This window comes from Armatimonadota bacterium, assembly GCA_031459855.1.
Taxonomy (GTDB): domain Bacteria; phylum Sysuimicrobiota; class Sysuimicrobiia; order Sysuimicrobiales; family Humicultoraceae; genus Fervidifonticultor; species Fervidifonticultor primus.
The window spans coordinates 3,092,260-3,108,472 of sequence record JAVKHP010000001.1; the positions used below are offsets into that span (position 1 = coordinate 3,092,260).

The window sequence follows — 16,213 nt, forward strand, 5'->3', positions numbered from 1 at the left end:
GCACGTTCCCGCAGGCGTGGAGGGGTGCCCGGAGGCGAGCGCGCGACCGCACGGCGCTCATCGCACGGCGCCCGCCCGACGCGGGCGGACGGGCGGCCGTCAGCCCCCTGCACACGCGTAGAGATCGGGCGCGAACGGAGCGCACGGCCGGCCTGGGGCCGCGCCCCGGAACGCGATCCGACCGGAGAGCGCGGCCTGGGGCCACGGGCCCGGGCTCAGCGGCCCGGGCTCAGCATCGTGAGTACCCGCACTGCCGGCAGGTCGCGCAGCCGTTCTCGTGGACCAGCGAGCTGCCGCAGTCGGGGCAGATGCCGATGAACTCCAGGGCCATGTCACCCATGCCCCGGACCTGCTGCGCCTCCGCCACCCCCTCGCCGGTCCCCCCGGCCACGGGCGCGAGCGGCGACGCCGCGGCGGACGGGGCGAAGCGCAGCGTCTGCTGGCGGGCCCGCGGGCCGGGGTCGGGCAGCGCGTCGGCGCGCGGGAAGGCCTTGTCCGGGCGGAACCCGTCGCCGTAGAGCGCGCGGCCCAGGGCCAGGGCCACCGCCTGGGCGATGGTCGTCACGCGGACCACCGTGCCGTCGGCCGAGCGATCGAACGCCACCTCACGGCTCTGCACGCGCCAGAGCTGCTCGATGACGTCGCGGGGGTCCAGCCCGCCGCGCAGGGCCAGCGACGCCATGCGGCCGATCGCCTCGGCCTCCACGTCCAGCGAGTGCACGAACACCTCGCAGATGCCCAGCTCGTCCTCGTTGATGACCACGTAGACGCGACCCCGCGGCGTCTCCACGCGCTCGGTCCGACCGGTGGTCACCTTGGGGCGGGGCCGCGGCGTCACCGACAGCCGCGCCGGGGCCACCGGGGCGACGGTGGCGACGACGGGTTGACTCCGCGCGTGCTCGTCGGTGATCAGGATCCCCTCGCGGCTCCCCTCGCGGTACACGGTGATGCCCTTGCACCCCAGCTTCCACGCCAGCAGGTAGATGCGCTCGACCTCCTCGGGCGGCGTGTCGTGGGCCAGGTTGACGGTCGAGGAGATGGAGTGGTCGATGTGGCGCTGGATCGTCGCCTGCATCCGCACGCGCCCCTCGGGCCGGATCTGGTGGGCGGTCACGAAGTAGTCGGGCAGGTCCTCCTCGCGCTCCACCCCAAACCGCGCCATGTACTCCCGCACCAGCGGGTGGTACACGCGGAACACGTCCTGGGACAGCGACTCGCTGCGCCGAATGTACGACAGGTCGAAGATCGGCTCGATCCCGCTGGTCACGCCCGCCAGCGCGGCGCCCGAGCCGACCGGTGGCACCGTGAGCAGCGCGACGTTCCGCAGCCCGTGGCGCTCGATCCGCTGCCGCACCCGTGGCGCCAGCCCCTGGATGAACGGTGAGGACAGGTGCGCGTCGCGGTCGTAGCCCGGGAAGGGACCCTTCTCGGCGGCCAGGGAGACGCTCTCGTCGTAGACCGTGTTCTTGATCCGGTCGAACAGGCCGTCGACGAACTGGATCGCCTCGTCGCTGTCGTAGCGCAGGCCCAGCTTGATCAGCATGTCGCCCAGGCCCGTGAACCCCACACCGATGCGCCGCGAGTACAGGCTGGCGGCCTTCTGCGCGGGCAGGGGGTGCTTCTCGGCGTTGTAGTCCAGGACGTTGTCCAGGAACCGCGTGGCGTACCGCAGGGCCCGCTCCAGCGGGTCCCAGTCCACCCGGGCCTGGCTGGTGAACTCGTCGCGGACGAAGCCCGCCAGGTTGACGTTGCCCAGGCAGCAGCAGCCGTAGGGCTCCAGCGGGATCTCACTGCACGGGTTGGTGGTGATGACCCCCATGCCGTTGTACTCGGAGGTGGACCAGCGCTTGACGGTGTCCCAGAAGATGACGCCCGGCTCGGCGTAGTCGCGCGCCCCGCGGATCAGCTCCGTCCAGACCTCCCGGGCCCGGACCGTGCGTCGCACCGTGGCCCGCTCGTTCTCGAAGACCAGGTCCCAGGTACCGTCCTCCTCCACAGCCCGCATGAAGGCGTCGGAGACGCGCACGCTGATGTTGGCGTACCGCACCTTGTCCAGGTTCCGCTTCACCTTGATGAAGTCCAGGACGTCGGGGTGCGAATCGGCGATGGTGATCATGAGGGCGCCGCGGCGCCCTGCCTGCCCGATGGTGCCGGTGGTCAGGGAGAACAGCTCCATGAACGACACGGCGCCGGTGCTGCTGCGGGCGGCGTTGTTCACCGGCGCCCCCCGGGGCCGGAGGATCGAGATGTCGGTCCCCACGCCGCCGCCCAGGCTGTAGGTGCGCGCCGCCTCCTTGGTCCACTCGAAGATGGCCTCGATGGAGTCGTCCTTCACGGGGAGGACGTAGCAGTTGAGCAGGGTGACGCGCTTGGGATTCCCCGCCCCGTGCATGATGCGGCCCCCGGGGATGAACCGGAACGCGTCGAGCAGCCAGTAGAAGCGCCGCTCCCACTCCTCCCGCAGCGCCGGCGTGGCCTCCACCGACGCCAGCTCGCGGGCGATGCGCCGCCACATCTCCTGCGGCGTGTGCTCCAGGACCCGGCCCTCGCGGTCCCGCAGGGCGTACTTGTCGTGGAAGACGCGCGCCCGGAGCTCGTCGCCGCCGAACGCGGCAAGGGTCTGGGCTGGCAGGTCCGGTGCGGCGGCTGCGGCGAGGCGGGGCGATGCCAGCGGCTGCGAGAACGACGACGCGCCTTCCATCAGGGCACCTCCATGGGCTGCGGTCGACCTACCGGGGTCGCGTGTCAGGGATGGGGAGCAGCGGCACCTGCGCGCGCGCGGCTTCCTCGCGCCGCTTGCGTTCCTTGAGGGTCTCGATCTCCTCGGCAATCGAGTCGACGTCCCGGAAGCGGCGGTGCTCGGACGCAAACCGCACGTAGGCGACGTCGTCCAGCCGGCGCAGACGCTCCATGACCAGGTCGCCGATGGCGGCGGACGCGACCTCCTGGGCGCCCATCTGCCGGACCTCCCGTTCCACGTCGTCCACCAGCTGCTCCAGCGCCTCCATCGAGATGGGCCGCTTGCCGCACGCGCGCAGCAGGCCGTTCAGGATCTTCTGCCGGTCGAACGGCTCGCGCCGCCCGTCGCGCTTCACCACCATGAGCGGGGCCAGGTCGGGCCGCTCGTAGGTGGTGAACCGACGCCCGCAGGCCTTGCACTCGCGCCGGCGCCGCACGGCCCGGCCCTCCAGGACCGGCCGGGAGTCCAACACCTTACTGTCCTCGTGGCCACAGAGCGGGCATCGCATAGGGGGCCCCCACCGGTAGAGGCACCGTTGATTCTAGGAGCCCAAGATCTAGCGTGTCAACGTCGCCCAGCGCCGCTGGGACGCGCTGGGCGCGCGCGGGCGCCCGTTTTCGGGCCCGGGCTGGCCCCTGGCGTCAGTTCGTTCGCCGGTCCGCCTCGAGCAAGCGCGCCCCCAGGGCCAGCACCGGAACGGCCGCAAGCCCCAGCGACCCCACCGTCACCGCCAGGGCCCACGGCCGGGCATCCCCCAGCAGGACCCCGCGGAACGCCCCCACCGCGTTCAGCACGGGCACCAACGGCGCCCACCAGGAGGCCGCCCAGTGGCCGAGGAACGGCTCCAGGGCCACCGGCACCGCCACGAGCAGGTAGAGCGCCGTGAACGCCTGCTGCGCTTCCCCGAGCGTGCGTGCGCCCAGGCTGGCGGCGAGCTGGAGCGCCGAGAGCAGGGCCGCCAGGGACATCCCCACGACGAGCAGAAGGCCGGCAGCTGGTAGGGGCAGCGTCACCTCCACAGGCCCTGGTGAGAGCAACCGCGCGCCCAGCCGGGCCGACGCCACGCCCGCGGCCACCATCACCACCAGCGCGAGGGTCGCCGGCGCGAGGACCGCCAGGAACTTCCCGAGCACGATCGCCGACCGGGGTGCGGGCGCGGTCAGCAGCGCGTCCAGGCTGCCCCGCTCGCGCTCCCCCACCCCTACGTCGAGGGCGGCGTACTGCCCGCCCAGCAGCAGCCACACCGCCAGGAAGAAGGGCAGGGCCGTGGCCAGCAGGTGCGCGCCCACGCGATGCGGCGGCGCGACGTTTCGGGGCTCGAGGCCGATCGTGACCAGCGCCGCGGGGTCCAACCCCCGTGCCCGCGCCGCCGTCTCGAGGTCGTGGAGGGCCCGGCGCGCCACCAGCCTCGTCAGCCGCTCAAGCGCCGCGCGCGACGCCGGCCGACTCTCGTCGTACAGAATGACGACCCGGCGCGGCCCGCCGGGGCGCGGGCCGGTGTCCACCAGGACGGCGTCCACCTCGCCCCGCAGGAGGGCGTCCTGCGGATCGGAGACGGTCACCGGGTGCAGCACGCCTTCGGTGAGCCCATCGGCGACCAGCCCCCCGGCGTCGCCACCGGTGAGCGCTACCCGCACCGGCCGACGTTCCAACGCTGTCTGCTGCTGGCGCGCGAGCATCGGGAGGACGAAGACCGCAACGGGCATGAGCAGGGCCGGGAGGAGCACGGCTGCGACCACCGTGCGCCGATCGCGGCGCGTCTCGGCGAGCTCCTTGGCCGCCACGGCGCGGGCCGCCCGCCACCACCGGCGCGGGTCCCGGCCTGCGCGGCCACCGGCCCGGGATCCCATCACCACCCGAGCGGCAACCGGACCGCGCTCAGCATGAAGATCACCAGCAGCACCCCGCCCACGAGCCAGCGCGACCGGCTGATGGGGGTGACGTCGTCCAGGGGACCCACGTGGCCACGCCGCATCAGAAGGAGGATCAGCAGCGCCATGGGCAGGAAGCCCATGACCGCGGCCAGAGCGGCGCCAGCATACGAGACCACCAGGTGCACCCGTGGGCCGAACAACGCTCGCACGGCGTGCCCACCGTCCAGCATCCCGGCCGGCAGCAGGTTGATGCTGGTGACGATCAAGCCGATCCAGCCAGCGAACAGCACGGGGTGGCCGAGCACGACCGCCTCGGGCGGACGCGGGAGCAGCCAGTCGACGAGCCAGCGGATGAGCAGCGGGTCGGGAATCGCCAGGAACCCTTCCAGGCCGGTCGGGGTCACCACGTACGAGCGCGAGATCCCGTAGAGGAGCACGGGAATGGCGGCCAGGAAGCCGGCCACGGGTCCGGACGCGCCCAGGTCCATGAGGCTGTCGCGGTCGGGCGCAGGGGTTCGCGTGACGATCACCGCGCCCATGGTGCCCACTGGCGGCAGCATCGGCAGGAAGTAGGGCAGGCTGGCGTCGATGCCACGGCGGATCGCCACAAGCTTGTGCCCCATCTCGTGCGCTCCCAGGATGAACATCACCGAGGCCGAGAACAGCACCCCGCCGGCCACGGGCGCGTCCAGGAACCCGGCGCGCACCAGCGCCTGCGACTGCAGGTAGCCCGCGACGAACGTCGTGGCCACGGTCGCCAGCAGCAGGAGGAGGTTGACCTGCCAGGCCCAGCGACCGCGTGGGGGCCTGGGCAGCAGCAGGAGCGCCAGCCGGCCGTCGCGCCGCCGCAGCAACGGGAGGAAGCCCAGCGGCTCCAGCCGGCGTCGCAGGTCCACGAACCGCACGCCGGGCGCGTCCATCGCCGGCAGGAAGAACAGGGGGGGCGCCTGGTCCGCCGGCACCGCGCCGGGGAAGAGCACCTCGACGATCCGGCGCGCGACCTCCAGACGCTCGGCGAGCGCCGGTCCGTCTCCTCCGACCGCTGACACGTCGTCCACGATGCTGGCCTGGCCGGGACCGATCCGCCAGCGGGCGCGTGCGCCCGCCCGGCCGCGCGGATGGCGCCGGGACGCGCGGGCCCTAACGCCGCCGCAGGAACGCCGGAATGTCCAGGTCGTCGATGAGCTTCACCGGCTCGCGGGCGCGTTCCTGACCGGGCGCCGGCACCGCGTCGTCCCGCCGGGCCGCCTCGAAGCCGGTGGCGATCACCGTGATCCGCACCTCGTCCCGCGCCTTCTCGTCGATCACCGCGCCGAAGATGATGTTCGCCTCGGGATCGGCGGCGTCCCGCACGATCTGGGCCGCCTCGCTCACTTCCAGCAATCCCAGGTCCAATCCGCCCGTCACGTTGATGAGCACGCCGCGGGCACCGTCCATCGAGGTCTCCAGCAGCGGGCTGCTGATCGCCGCCTGCGCCGCGCGCACGGCCCGGTCCTCGCCGGTGCCGACCCCGATCCCGATCAGCGCCGAGCCCGCCTCCGCCATGATGGTGCGGACGTCGGCGAAGTCCAGGTTGATCAACCCGGGGATGGTGATGAGATCCGCAATGCCCTGGACCCCCTGGCGCAGCACGTCGTCGGCCGTGCGAAACGCCTCGATCACCGTGGCCTGCCGGTCGATGATCTGCAGCAGCCGGTCGTTGGGGATGGTGATGAGCGTGTTGACCTTCTGCTTGAGGGTCCGAATGCCCTCGTCGGCCACGGCGGCCCGGCGCTTACCCTCGAAGCCAAAGGGCCGGGTCACGACCCCGATGGTCAGGGCGCCGTGCTCGCGGGCCAGCTCGGCGATCACCGGAGCGGCGCCGGTCCCGGTGCCGCCGCCCATGCCGGCCGTAATGAAGACCATGTCCGCCCCTGCCAGCGCGTCGTGGAGCTCTTCGCGGCTCTCCTCGGCCGCCTGCCGACCGACGGCAGGATCCCCGCCCGCCCCCAGCCCCTTCGTGAGCTTGGCGCCCACGTGGATCTTGCGGTCGGCCGACGAGAGCGCCAGGGCCTGGGCATCGGTGTTGATGGCGATGAACTCCACGCCGCGCAGGCCGGTGGCGATCATGCGGTTGACCGCGTTGCTGCCACCTCCGCCGACGCCCACGACCTTGATCGCGGCGGCATATCGACGAAGATCACGCTCCGGGTTGGCCATCGGCGCTCCTCCTCCTGATCCGCGCGTTCCTCCTGGACCCACACGTCCCTGCACTGACCCGTGCACCGGGTGACCCGCGGTCATCCGCCCTGCAGCACGTCGCGCAACCACGCCCGCGCACGCGCCCAGAACGACGCCGCGCCGTTGCGCGCGCCCCCGGCGGTGTAGGCGCGGCCGCGGGCGCCGTAGAGGACCAGCCCCACCCCGGTGGCGAAGGCGGGCGACCCCACCGCTTCCACCAGGCCGGCGATGTGGCTGGGCGCTCCGATGCGCGCCGGCATGCGCAGGCGCTGTTCGGCGTAGCCATCGATGCCCTCGAGCTGCGCGGTCCCGCCCGTCAGCACGATGCCGGCGGGCACACGGTGCAGGAACCCGCTGCGTCGGATCTCGTCCTCCACCAGCGCGAAGATCTCCTCCAGGCGCGGCTCGATGACCTCGGCCAGGGCCCGCCGCGGCAGGATCCGCGGCTGACGGCCCCCGACGGCGTACACCTCGATCATCTCGCCCTCGCTGACGTACGCCGGCGCCGCCGCGCCCCACCGCACCTTGAGCTTCTCGGCCTCGGGCATGGCCGTGCGCAAGCCCACGGCGATGTCGCCGGTCAGGTGCTGGCCGGCCACCGGGAGGATCGCCGCGTGGCACAACCCGCCGTTGGCGAAGACCGCCACGCTGGTCGTGCCGCCGCCGATGTCGGCGACCACCACACCGAGCTCGCGCTCGTCGGGGGCCAGCACCGCCTCCGCGGAGGCCAGCGGCTCGAGGACCATGGCGTCGACCTCGACCCCGGCGCGCTGCGCGCACTTGGCCACGTTGGCCAGCGCCGTAGCGACGCCGGTGACGATGTGGGCCTCCACTTCCAGCCGCGTGCCGTACATCCCGACCGGCCGCTTCACCCCGTCCTGCCCGTCGACGATGAAGTCGCGCGGCAGCAGGTGGATCACCTCACGGTCGGACGGCGGCAGCGCGGCCATGCGGGCGGCGTCGATCACGCGCGCCACGTCCCCGTCGCCGATCTCGTGGTCGGTACGCGCCACCGCCACCACGCCGCGGGCCTCGGCCGACGCGATGTGCTCGCCGGAGACCGCCACGTAGGCCGTACGCACCTCCACGCCGGCCATCCGCTGGGCGCGCTCCAGCGCCTGCCCGATGGCCGCCGCCGTCCCGTCCAGGTCGACGACCACGCCGCGGCGCACCCCGGGCGACGGGGCCGTCCCGACGCCGACGATGTGGACATCGCCGTCGTCGTCGGCCTCTGCCACGATGGCCGCGACCTTCGTGGTCCCAATATCCAGGCCCGCGATGGAGCCTCGTCGCGCCATATGCTACCTGTAGTAGGCGAATGGCTTCGGCTGCCCCCAGATCTAGGCGGCTATTCCACGCCTACCGGACATCTCCTCCTCGTACCGGCACCACGACCAGCGACCCCGCGTACCGGAGGTCGACGATCCGCGGCACGATGCCGCGGGCGACGAGCGCCTCCAGCATCTCGGGAAGGCGCGCCAGGCGGTCGGGGAGGTCCTCCCGCAGCGTAGCGCGGACGACGAGGTCCGGGGCGAACGCCATGGCGACATCGCCGCCCTCGCGCACGACCACCCGCGCCAACCGCGCCGCCATGGGGGCGGGGAGCGCGTCCAGGGCCCCCAGGGCTGCGCGCACCGCCCCGGTGGCCACGCGGGCACCCGGAACCAGCACCTGTGGCGGTGCCACGCGGTCGTCCACCACGGGCAGTCCGGCCGGGTCGGCGGCGACGGCGACCACGATCCCGTCGTCCCCGACCAGGGCGAACTGCCCGCCGCTGCCCACCGCCACGCGGGGGATCCGCTCGGTCACCTCGATCTCGACCGCGTCCGGCCACCGCACGCGCACGCGGGCCGCGCTGATGCGCGGGTGGGCCTGGAGCCGCGCCTGTGCGTCTGCCGGCCGGACGGTGATCAGTGGGCGGCCCGAGGCGATCCCGGCGACAGCCGCGACAGCGTCGGGCGACAGGACGCGGGCCCCGGTCACCTCCAGACGCCGTACCTGGAAGAACGCCGACCCCGGGACCGACACCACCGCCAGGAGCCAGGCCATGACGACGCCAAAGCGGAGGATCCGAAGGACCGAAGCCGGGGACCCTGCCGCGACGGGAGCGGTGCCTGCCCCGGAGGGGGCTGCCTGCGGGGACCGCGCAGGGCGGTGTGGCGCCTGCGCGAGACGCCGACGGCGCCATCGGGCAACCGACGATGCTGCGTGCGAGGTGTGCGAGGTCAGAGGCATGATCACGATCCAGGTGCGACGGCGTCGTCTCGATCGTCTCAGAAGTCGCCCAGCAGCTTGACCTCCAGGTCGAGGTGTACCCCGGCGTGCACGGCCAGCCGCGTGCGCACCTGCTCGATGAGCGCCAGCACGTCGGCCGCCGTCGCCCCGCCGGTGTTCACGATGTAGTTCGCGTGCACCTCCGAGATCCGCGCGCCCCCCACCGCCAGCCCCTTCAGGCCCGCCGCGTCGATCAGGCGACCGGCGTGGTCCCCGGGCGGGTTGCGAAAGATGCACCCGGAGCTGGGCGGGCCGATCGGCTGGGTGGCTCCCCGCAGCGCCAGCCACGCCTCCATCCGGCGCATCACCGCCGCAGGCTCGTCGGGCTGCAGCACCAGCGTGGCCGACGCGACGATCCAGGGCTCCGTCTGCAGCACCGACGTCCGGTACCCGAACTGCAGCGCGGCCCGGTGCAGCCGGCGCGGGCCGTCGGGGGTGAGGAGGTCGACCGCGTACACCACCTCACCCATGGCGTGGCCATGCGCGCCGGCGTTCATGACCACGGCCCCCCCCACCGACGCGGGAATGCCCGCGGCGAACTCCAGACCGGCAAGCCCTGCTCGTGCCGTGCGCAACGCCAGGGCTGGCAGGCCCGTGCCGCCCTCCGCGACCACCCGCGTACCGTCGATGTGCACGCGGTCGAGCCCTTTCCCGAGCTTGACGACGACGCCGCGGATCCCGCGGTCGCCGATCAGGACGTTCGAGCCCGCGCCCAGCACCACCGGACGGACGCCTTCGGCGAACAGGACGTCGCAGGCCGCCCGGAGTTCCCGCATCGACCGCGGAATGACCAGGAGGTCGGCCGGGCCGCCGATGCGGAACGAGACGTGGCGCGCCAGCGGCGCGTTGCGCCGCACGTCGCGCACGACGGCCCGGAGCCGTTGCTCGAGGGCGGCCAGCGGCCGCGCCACCGTCGTCACGACCGCTCCTCCGCGCCGGCCGGCGCCGGATCGCGCAACCGCAGGCGCCCCAGCAGCGCGTCCGCCACTGCGCCGATGTCGCCCGCGCCCAGCGTCAGCACCAGGTCGCCCGGCCGCACCAGCCGCTCCAGCGCGGCCAGGACGTCCTCGGCGGTGGGACAGTAGGTCACCGCGCGGTGCCGGCCGACGGCGTCCACGATCAGCTGCGCGCTGACCCCCGGGACCGGGCGCTCGCCGGCGGGGTAGATCTCCGTCACGATCACCTCGTCGGCCAGCGCGAACACCTCGCCGAAGGCGCGGTGCGTCGTCCGCGTGCGCGAGAACCGGTGGGGTTGGAAGACGGCCACCAGGCGCCGCCCGGGCCACCCCTCCCGCGCGGCCTGCAGCACCGCCGCCAGCTTCACCGGGTTGTGCGCGTAGTCGTCGACGACCAGCACGCCGGCAGCCTCGCCGCGAATCGCGAACCGGCGCGCGGCCCCCCGGTACCCCCGCAGGGCTGCCAGCGCGGTCTCCAGGGGCACTCCCACCGCGCGGGCCGCGGCCAGGGCCCCCAGGGCGTTGGCGACGTTGTGCCGGCCCGGTACCTGCAACTCCAGCTCCCCTGCCGGCCGCCCGCCCACGGTCAGGCGCGCGCGGGTGTGTGTTCCGTCCACGCGCACCGCGTCGCCGCGCACCTCGGCCTTCGGATGAAAGCCGTAGGTGACCACGGCGCGCCCGAGCCCGGCGACGACCGCGCGCACCGCCGCGTGGTCGATGCAGGCCGCCACGAAGCCATCATGCGTCACGCCCCGCAGGAAGCGCGCGAACACACCCACCAGGTGCGCCGCCGACGTGTAGAAGTCCCGGTGGTCGGTGGCGTCCAGGCTGGTCAGCACCGCCGCCGCGGGCCGCACGTGGACCAGCGACCCGTCGCTCTCGTCGACTTCGGCCACGATCCACTCGCCGCGGCCAGCCCGCGCGTTCCCATCGTAGTCGGGCACCTCGGCGCCGATGAGCGCCGTCGGGTCGAGCCCGGCCGCCGTGAGCACCCGCGCCAGCATCGCCGCGGTCGTGGTCTTGCCGTGCGTTCCGACGACGGCGACGCCACGGCCGGCCGCCATCACGGCCCCCAGCAGCTCGGCCCGATGGTAGACCGGCAAGCCGCGCCGCCGCGCCGCGTCCACCTCGGCGTTGCCCTCCCCGATGGCCCGCGAGACCACCAGCGCGTCGGCGCCGTCTACGTGCGTCGCGTCGTGCCCGCACGCGATGCCGACCCCGAGCCGGCGCAGGCGCGCCGTGGCCTCGGACTCGCGCAGGTCGCATCCCGAGACGCCGTAGCCGCGGTGCAGCAGCACCTGGGCCAGCGCGCTCATGCCGGCGCCGCCGATCCCCACGAAGTGCAGGTGTGCGCCCCGCGCGATCACGCTGGCGCCTCCCGGGCGACGGCGCGCTGCGCGGTCCGCGCCACCAGCGTCGCCACCACCTCGGCGGCGTCGGGCCGCCCCAGCTGGCGGCTCGCCCTCGCCATCGCCGCGCGCCGGGCGCCATCCGCGATCAACGCGCGCACGACCTCGAGCAACGCGCCGTCACCCAGCGCCGCGTCGGCGATGCGCACCGCGGCGCCGGCGGCCACCAGGACCGCCGCGTTGTCCTCCTGGTGTCCGTCGGCGGCGTGTGGATACGGCACCAAGATGGCCGGCAGGCCCCATGCGGTGACCTCGGCCAGCGTCGCCGCGCCTGCGCGGCAGAGCACCAAGTCCGCGCAGGCGTAGGCGTCGCCGATCGGATCCAGGTACGGCACCGCCACGTGGCGGATCGCTCCAGGGCCACGGTCACGCCGGTCGATCGCCTCGCGGACCCACTGAACGTGGGCCGCGCCGGTCTGGTGCAGCAGCTGCAGGCCGCCCTCGCCCATCAGGAGGTCGGCGAGGCGGCAGGCCGCGCGGTTCAGGCTGTCGGCGCCCTGGCTGCCACCGAGCACGAGCAGCGTCAGCCGCTCGGGGTCGAGCCCCCAGCGGGCCAGGCCACGGGCGCGCTCGCCCTCCAGTGCCCTTTGGCGGACCGGGACGCCGGTGACCTCCACGCGCCGCGCACCGAGGCGGGCACCCGCCGCAGGATGGGGCACCGAGACCCACCGCGCCCAGCGGGCCAGTACGCGGTTCGCCAGTCCTGGCCGCATGTTCTGTTCCTGCAGCACCAGCGGTCGCCCCAGGGCGACGGCCGCCACGCCCACGGGCACGCTCACGTACCCGCCGGTGGCGACCACCACGTCGGGCCACAGGCGGGCCAGTACGGCCAGCGCCTGGGCCGCGCCCACGCCGGTGGCGACCAGCGCGCCGACCATGGCGACGCCGCGGCCCCGCACCAGCGGCCGGGCGCGGATCCTGCGGTACGGCCACCCTGCCTGCGGCACGATCTGCGCCTCCAAGCGGTCGCCGCCGATGAACACGATCCCCGCGTCCGGGTGCCGCCGCCGCAGCGCCTCCGCAATGGCCAGGCCGGGGTACACATGCCCGCCGGTGCCACCGCCCGTGATGACGACCTTCATGGCGCCACGAGCGCGCGAACGCCGCCCGTCCGGGCAGGCTGGTGCCCGGGCCGGGCAGGCGCCCGCTCGGCCGGTCGGGCACGCTGCGCGTACCGCGAGATGTTCAGCAGCACCCCGACCTGGAGCATCGTGGTGACCATGGACGAGCCACCGAAACTGACGAACGGCAGCGGGACGCCGGTCACCGGCAGGCTGCCGGTCGCCACGCCCATGTTGAGCAGCGCCTGCCCCGTCACCGATATCGTGATGCCGGCCGCGAGCAGACTGCCGAACCGGTCGGGCGCGTACGCCGCGATGCGCAACCCGCGGTACGCAAACACCGCGAACAGCACCAGCAGCCCCAGCGTGCCCACCAGCCCGAGCTCCTCCCCGAGGATGGCGAAGATGAAGTCCGTGTGCCGCTCCGGAAGGTAGAAGAACTTCTGCCGGCTGGCGCCCAGTCCCAGGCCGACGATGCCGCCGGAGCCGAACGCCAGCAGCGCCTGGATGATGTGGAAGCCCGCCCCCTGCGGATCGCGCCACGGGTTCAGGAACGCCACGATCCGCGCCATCCGGTAGTCGGCCACCACCACGGCTGCGGCCACCAGCGGGAGCGCGGCGCCCGCGATCAGCCCCAGGTGCAGCGGTCGCGCGCCGCCCAGGAACAGCATGACGAACACCGCCGCCCCCAGCACCAGCGCCGAGCCCATGTCGGGCTGGCGCAGCGCCAGCGCGCCCAGCAGCCCGGTGATCAGCAACGGTGGGACCACGCCGCGCCGGACATCCCCCATGCTCAGCCCGCGCCGGGTGGCGAACTGCGCGACGTAGAGCAGCACCGCCAGCTTGGCGAGCTCGACCGGCTGCAGGCGCAGCGGCCCGACGACGAGCCAGCGCCGGGCGCCGCCCGCGACGACCCCGATCCCCGGGATCAGGACCAGTCCCATGAGCACCACCGCTACCAGCAGCACCGGCACGGCCAGACGCCGCCAGTGGAGGTAGTGCACGTGCCACGCCACGCCCAGCGCCGCCAGTCCCAGCGCCGCCCACAGGGCCTGGCGCTTGAAGAAGTACGCGCTGTCCTGCACCCGTTCGAGCGCCACGATGCTGCTCGCACTGTACACCATCACCAGGCCCACGGCCACCAGGGCCAGCACGCACGCGAAGAGCGCCACGTCGCCGGTGCGTCGATGCAGGGCCGCGACGGTGCCCACTAGCGCCCCGCCTCCTCGACGGCCATCGCAGGCAGCGACGCGACCAGCTGGCAGAACCGGTCGCCGCGCTCCCGATAGTCCGCGAACTGGTCGAAGCTCTCGCAGCCGGGCGACAGCAGCACCGCCTCGCCGGGACGCGCCGCAGCCCGCGCCGCTGCCACGGCGCGCTCCAGCGTCTGCACCTGGACCACGGCCAGCCCGCGGGCCCGCGCCAGCGGGGCCAGCGCCGCAGCCAGCACGGGCGCCGTGGCACCGATCAGGTAGACGCCACGCGTCGCGATCGCGGCCAGAGCATCGACCATCGGCTCGAACTCCTCCGCGCGCGGCGTCTGGCGGTACCCGCCCGCGATCAGGTGGACCGGCCGGCGCATGCTGCGGATCGCCGCGGCGGCCGCCGCCGGGTTGGTGGCCAGCGAGTCCTCATAGAAGGCGACGCCGTCGCGCTCGGCCACCAGCCGGCATCGATAGGGAAGCCCCCGGAAGGCGCGCAGGGCTTGCGCCATGGCCTCGGGCGGCACTCCCACGATCGCCGCTGCCGCCATGGCGGCCAGGGCGTTCTCGACCACGTGGTCCCCGGGCACTGCCAGCGCCGCAGCATCCAGCACGCGCACTGGCTGCCGACCCGCCAGCACGAGCCAGCCGTCCGCGAGGTACGCGCCCCGGGGGACCACGCGACGACGGCTGAACCAGTGGACCTGCGCGCCCAGTCCCGAGGCCATGCCCGCCACCAGCGGATCGTCCGCGTTCAGCACCGCGCAATCTGAGGGGCGCTGCCAGCGCACGATCGTCCGCTTGGCCTCCACGTACGCCTCCAGGCTCCCATGGTCGTCCAGGTGGTGCGGGGCGATGTTGGTGACCACGGCGACGTGGGGGCTGTAGGGCAGGCCAACGAGCTGGCGATTGCTGATCTCCAGCACCAGCCACGTCTGCGGTGTCAACCGCTCCAGCGCGTAGACCGCCGGGACGTGCGTGCGGTCGTTCCCCGAGACCACCGCCGGGATTCCCGCGGCTTCCAGCATGGCACCGAGCAGGGTGACCACCGTGAACTTCCCGTTGGTGCCGGTGACGCCCAGCACCGGCCCCGGGTGCACCTCGAAGTACAGACGCGTCAGGCTCCACAGCGGGATCCCCCGCGCCACCACCTCGCGCACCGGCGCGTTCTGCGGATAGCGGAACCACGACTGGGGCGCGAAGACGAGCTCGGCCTCTTCCAGCCCCTCAAGGTACCGCGCGCCCTGCCGCCACGTCACCGGGCCGGCCCACAGGCGTGCCACCAGCGCGGCGCGGCCCGCCGCATCCAGCCAAGGATGGGTGCGGTCCACCGTGGCGGCGAACCGCTCCGCGGGCTCCACGTCGTGCGCGGTGATCGTCGTGATGCCGTGGGCCAGCAGGAAGTCGAGCACCGCCGAGCCCTCGGTCCCCGACGGCCCGAGCACGTGGATCCGCCGGCCGCGGAGCCGGGCCAGAACCGCCTCGAGGCGTGCGGCTGCCGCAGTGTTCATCGGGCGGCGATGACGCCGAGCACCAGGCAGACTCCGCCGGCGGCGTAGAACCGCCGGACCACCTGGGGCTCCGACCAGCCCACGAGCTCGAAGTGGTGATGCAGTGGGCTCATGCGCAAGATGCGCCGGCCTCCGGTCGCCTTGAAGTAGGCCACCTGCGCCAGCACCGACGCCGCTTCCGCCACGAAGACGCCGCCGATGATCGCCAGGGGGAGTTCCGTGCCCGTGGCCATCGCCAGCGCCGCCAGGCCTCCGCCCAACGCGTTGGACCCCACGTCACCCATGATGAGGCGCGCAGGGTACCTGTTCACCGACAGGAAGCCCGCTGCCGCGCCAGCGATGGCGGCGGCCACCACGGCCGCGTCGGGTGCCGCGCGCCTGGCGGCCACGAGCGCCAGCCCCGCCGCGGCCGCGGCCGACAGCCCTGCGGCGAGCCCGTCGAGCCCGTCGGTGAGGTTCACGGCGTTAGCGAACCCCGTGAGCCACAATGCGGCGACGACAGCGTAGGCGCCGCCCAGGTCGATCGCGGCACCGCCGGGCAGCCGCACCGCAGACCCCAGCGTAGCGGCCGTGACGCTGCCCAGCAGCAGGCCCAGCCCCAGTTGCAGGGTCAGCCGCTCCCTGGCCCGCAGGCCCAGATTGCGCCCCCGGCGCACCTTCTGCAGATCGTCGAGGAATCCGATGGCCCCAAACCCCAAGAGGCCTGCCAGCCCCAACCCGACCCGTGCCGTCCAGCCGCCCGTGATCGCTGTCGCCAGCACCACGGCAGCCACGATCAGCACGCCGCCCATGGTCGGCACGCCGGCCTTGGCCCGATGGCGCGCGGGGGCATCCTCGCGGATCTGCTGCCGCGACCCCAGGGCCGACAGCCACGCCACCGCCCGCGGTGCCGTCACCAGCACCGCCGCAGCCGCCAGCAGGGCTGCCGCGCCCGCCTGCGCCCACAGGGGCCACGTCGCCACCGCG

The 16,213-nt window shown here is 73.9% G+C and carries 13 protein-coding genes; all 13 read right to left on the bottom strand.

Features of this window, described 5'->3' with window-relative positions:
- Window positions 1-229: 229 nt before the first annotated feature.
- Window positions 230-2,701, bottom strand: coding sequence for an adenosylcobalamin-dependent ribonucleoside-diphosphate reductase (locus QN157_14300; protein MDR7556762.1), 2,472 nt, complete (start codon window positions 2,699-2,701; stop codon window positions 230-232).
- A gap of 28 nt (window positions 2,702-2,729) precedes the next feature.
- Window positions 2,730-3,248, bottom strand: a complete 519-nt coding sequence (nrdR, locus tag QN157_14305) for a transcriptional regulator NrdR (protein ID MDR7556763.1) — start codon at window positions 3,246-3,248, stop codon at window positions 2,730-2,732.
- Window positions 3,249-3,381: 133 nt separating this feature from the next.
- Window positions 3,382-4,590 carry an ABC transporter permease subunit gene (locus QN157_14310; protein ID MDR7556764.1) on the bottom strand — a complete coding sequence of 403 codons (1,209 nt, stop codon included), beginning with the start codon at window positions 4,588-4,590 and terminating at the stop codon, window positions 3,382-3,384.
- On the bottom strand, window positions 4,590-5,672 hold the full coding sequence (locus tag QN157_14315; protein ID MDR7556765.1) for a site-2 protease family protein: 1,083 nt from the start codon (window positions 5,670-5,672) through the stop codon (window positions 4,590-4,592). The genes QN157_14310 and QN157_14315 overlap by 1 nt, the downstream gene beginning before the upstream one ends.
- Window positions 5,673-5,754: 82 nt before the next feature.
- Window positions 5,755-6,813, bottom strand: a complete 1,059-nt coding sequence (gene ftsZ / locus QN157_14320; protein MDR7556766.1) for a cell division protein FtsZ — start codon at window positions 6,811-6,813, stop codon at window positions 5,755-5,757.
- Window positions 6,814-6,893: 80 nt separating this feature from the next.
- Complete coding sequence (ftsA, locus tag QN157_14325) at window positions 6,894-8,132, bottom strand: cell division protein FtsA (GenBank protein MDR7556767.1); 1,239 nt, start codon at window positions 8,130-8,132, stop codon at window positions 6,894-6,896.
- 61 nt (window positions 8,133-8,193) lie between these two features.
- Entirely contained in the window at window positions 8,194-8,883 is a 690-nt protein-coding gene (locus tag QN157_14330; GenBank protein MDR7556768.1) for an FtsQ-type POTRA domain-containing protein, read from the bottom strand.
- Between the two features lie 224 nt (window positions 8,884-9,107).
- Window positions 9,108-10,028 (bottom strand): UDP-N-acetylmuramate dehydrogenase, encoded by a 921-nt coding sequence (murB, locus tag QN157_14335; GenBank protein ID MDR7556769.1) that lies wholly within the window; start codon window positions 10,026-10,028, stop codon window positions 9,108-9,110.
- The gene (gene murC / locus QN157_14340) at window positions 10,025-11,431 is read right to left on the bottom strand and encodes a UDP-N-acetylmuramate--L-alanine ligase (protein MDR7556770.1); all 1,407 of its coding nucleotides are present in this window, start codon (window positions 11,429-11,431) and stop codon (window positions 10,025-10,027) included. The genes murB and murC overlap by 4 nt, the downstream gene beginning before the upstream one ends.
- Window positions 11,428-12,555 (bottom strand): undecaprenyldiphospho-muramoylpentapeptide beta-N-acetylglucosaminyltransferase, encoded by a 1,128-nt coding sequence (gene murG, locus QN157_14345; protein ID MDR7556771.1) that lies wholly within the window; start codon window positions 12,553-12,555, stop codon window positions 11,428-11,430. The genes murC and murG overlap by 4 nt, the downstream gene beginning before the upstream one ends.
- Window positions 12,552-13,745: a putative lipid II flippase FtsW gene (gene ftsW / locus QN157_14350; GenBank protein ID MDR7556772.1), complete on the bottom strand. Its 1,194-nt coding sequence runs from the start codon at window positions 13,743-13,745 to the stop codon at window positions 12,552-12,554. The genes murG and ftsW overlap by 4 nt, the downstream gene beginning before the upstream one ends.
- A complete protein-coding gene (gene murD / locus QN157_14355; protein MDR7556773.1) occupies window positions 13,745-15,247 on the bottom strand; it encodes a UDP-N-acetylmuramoyl-L-alanine--D-glutamate ligase in 1,503 nt (500 codons plus the stop codon). Before murD ends, ftsW begins: the two co-directional genes overlap by 1 nt.
- Complete coding sequence (mraY, locus tag QN157_14360; GenBank protein MDR7556774.1) at window positions 15,244-16,209, bottom strand: phospho-N-acetylmuramoyl-pentapeptide-transferase; 966 nt, start codon at window positions 16,207-16,209, stop codon at window positions 15,244-15,246. Before mraY ends, murD begins: the two co-directional genes overlap by 4 nt.
- Window positions 16,210-16,213: the final 4 nt, after the last annotated feature.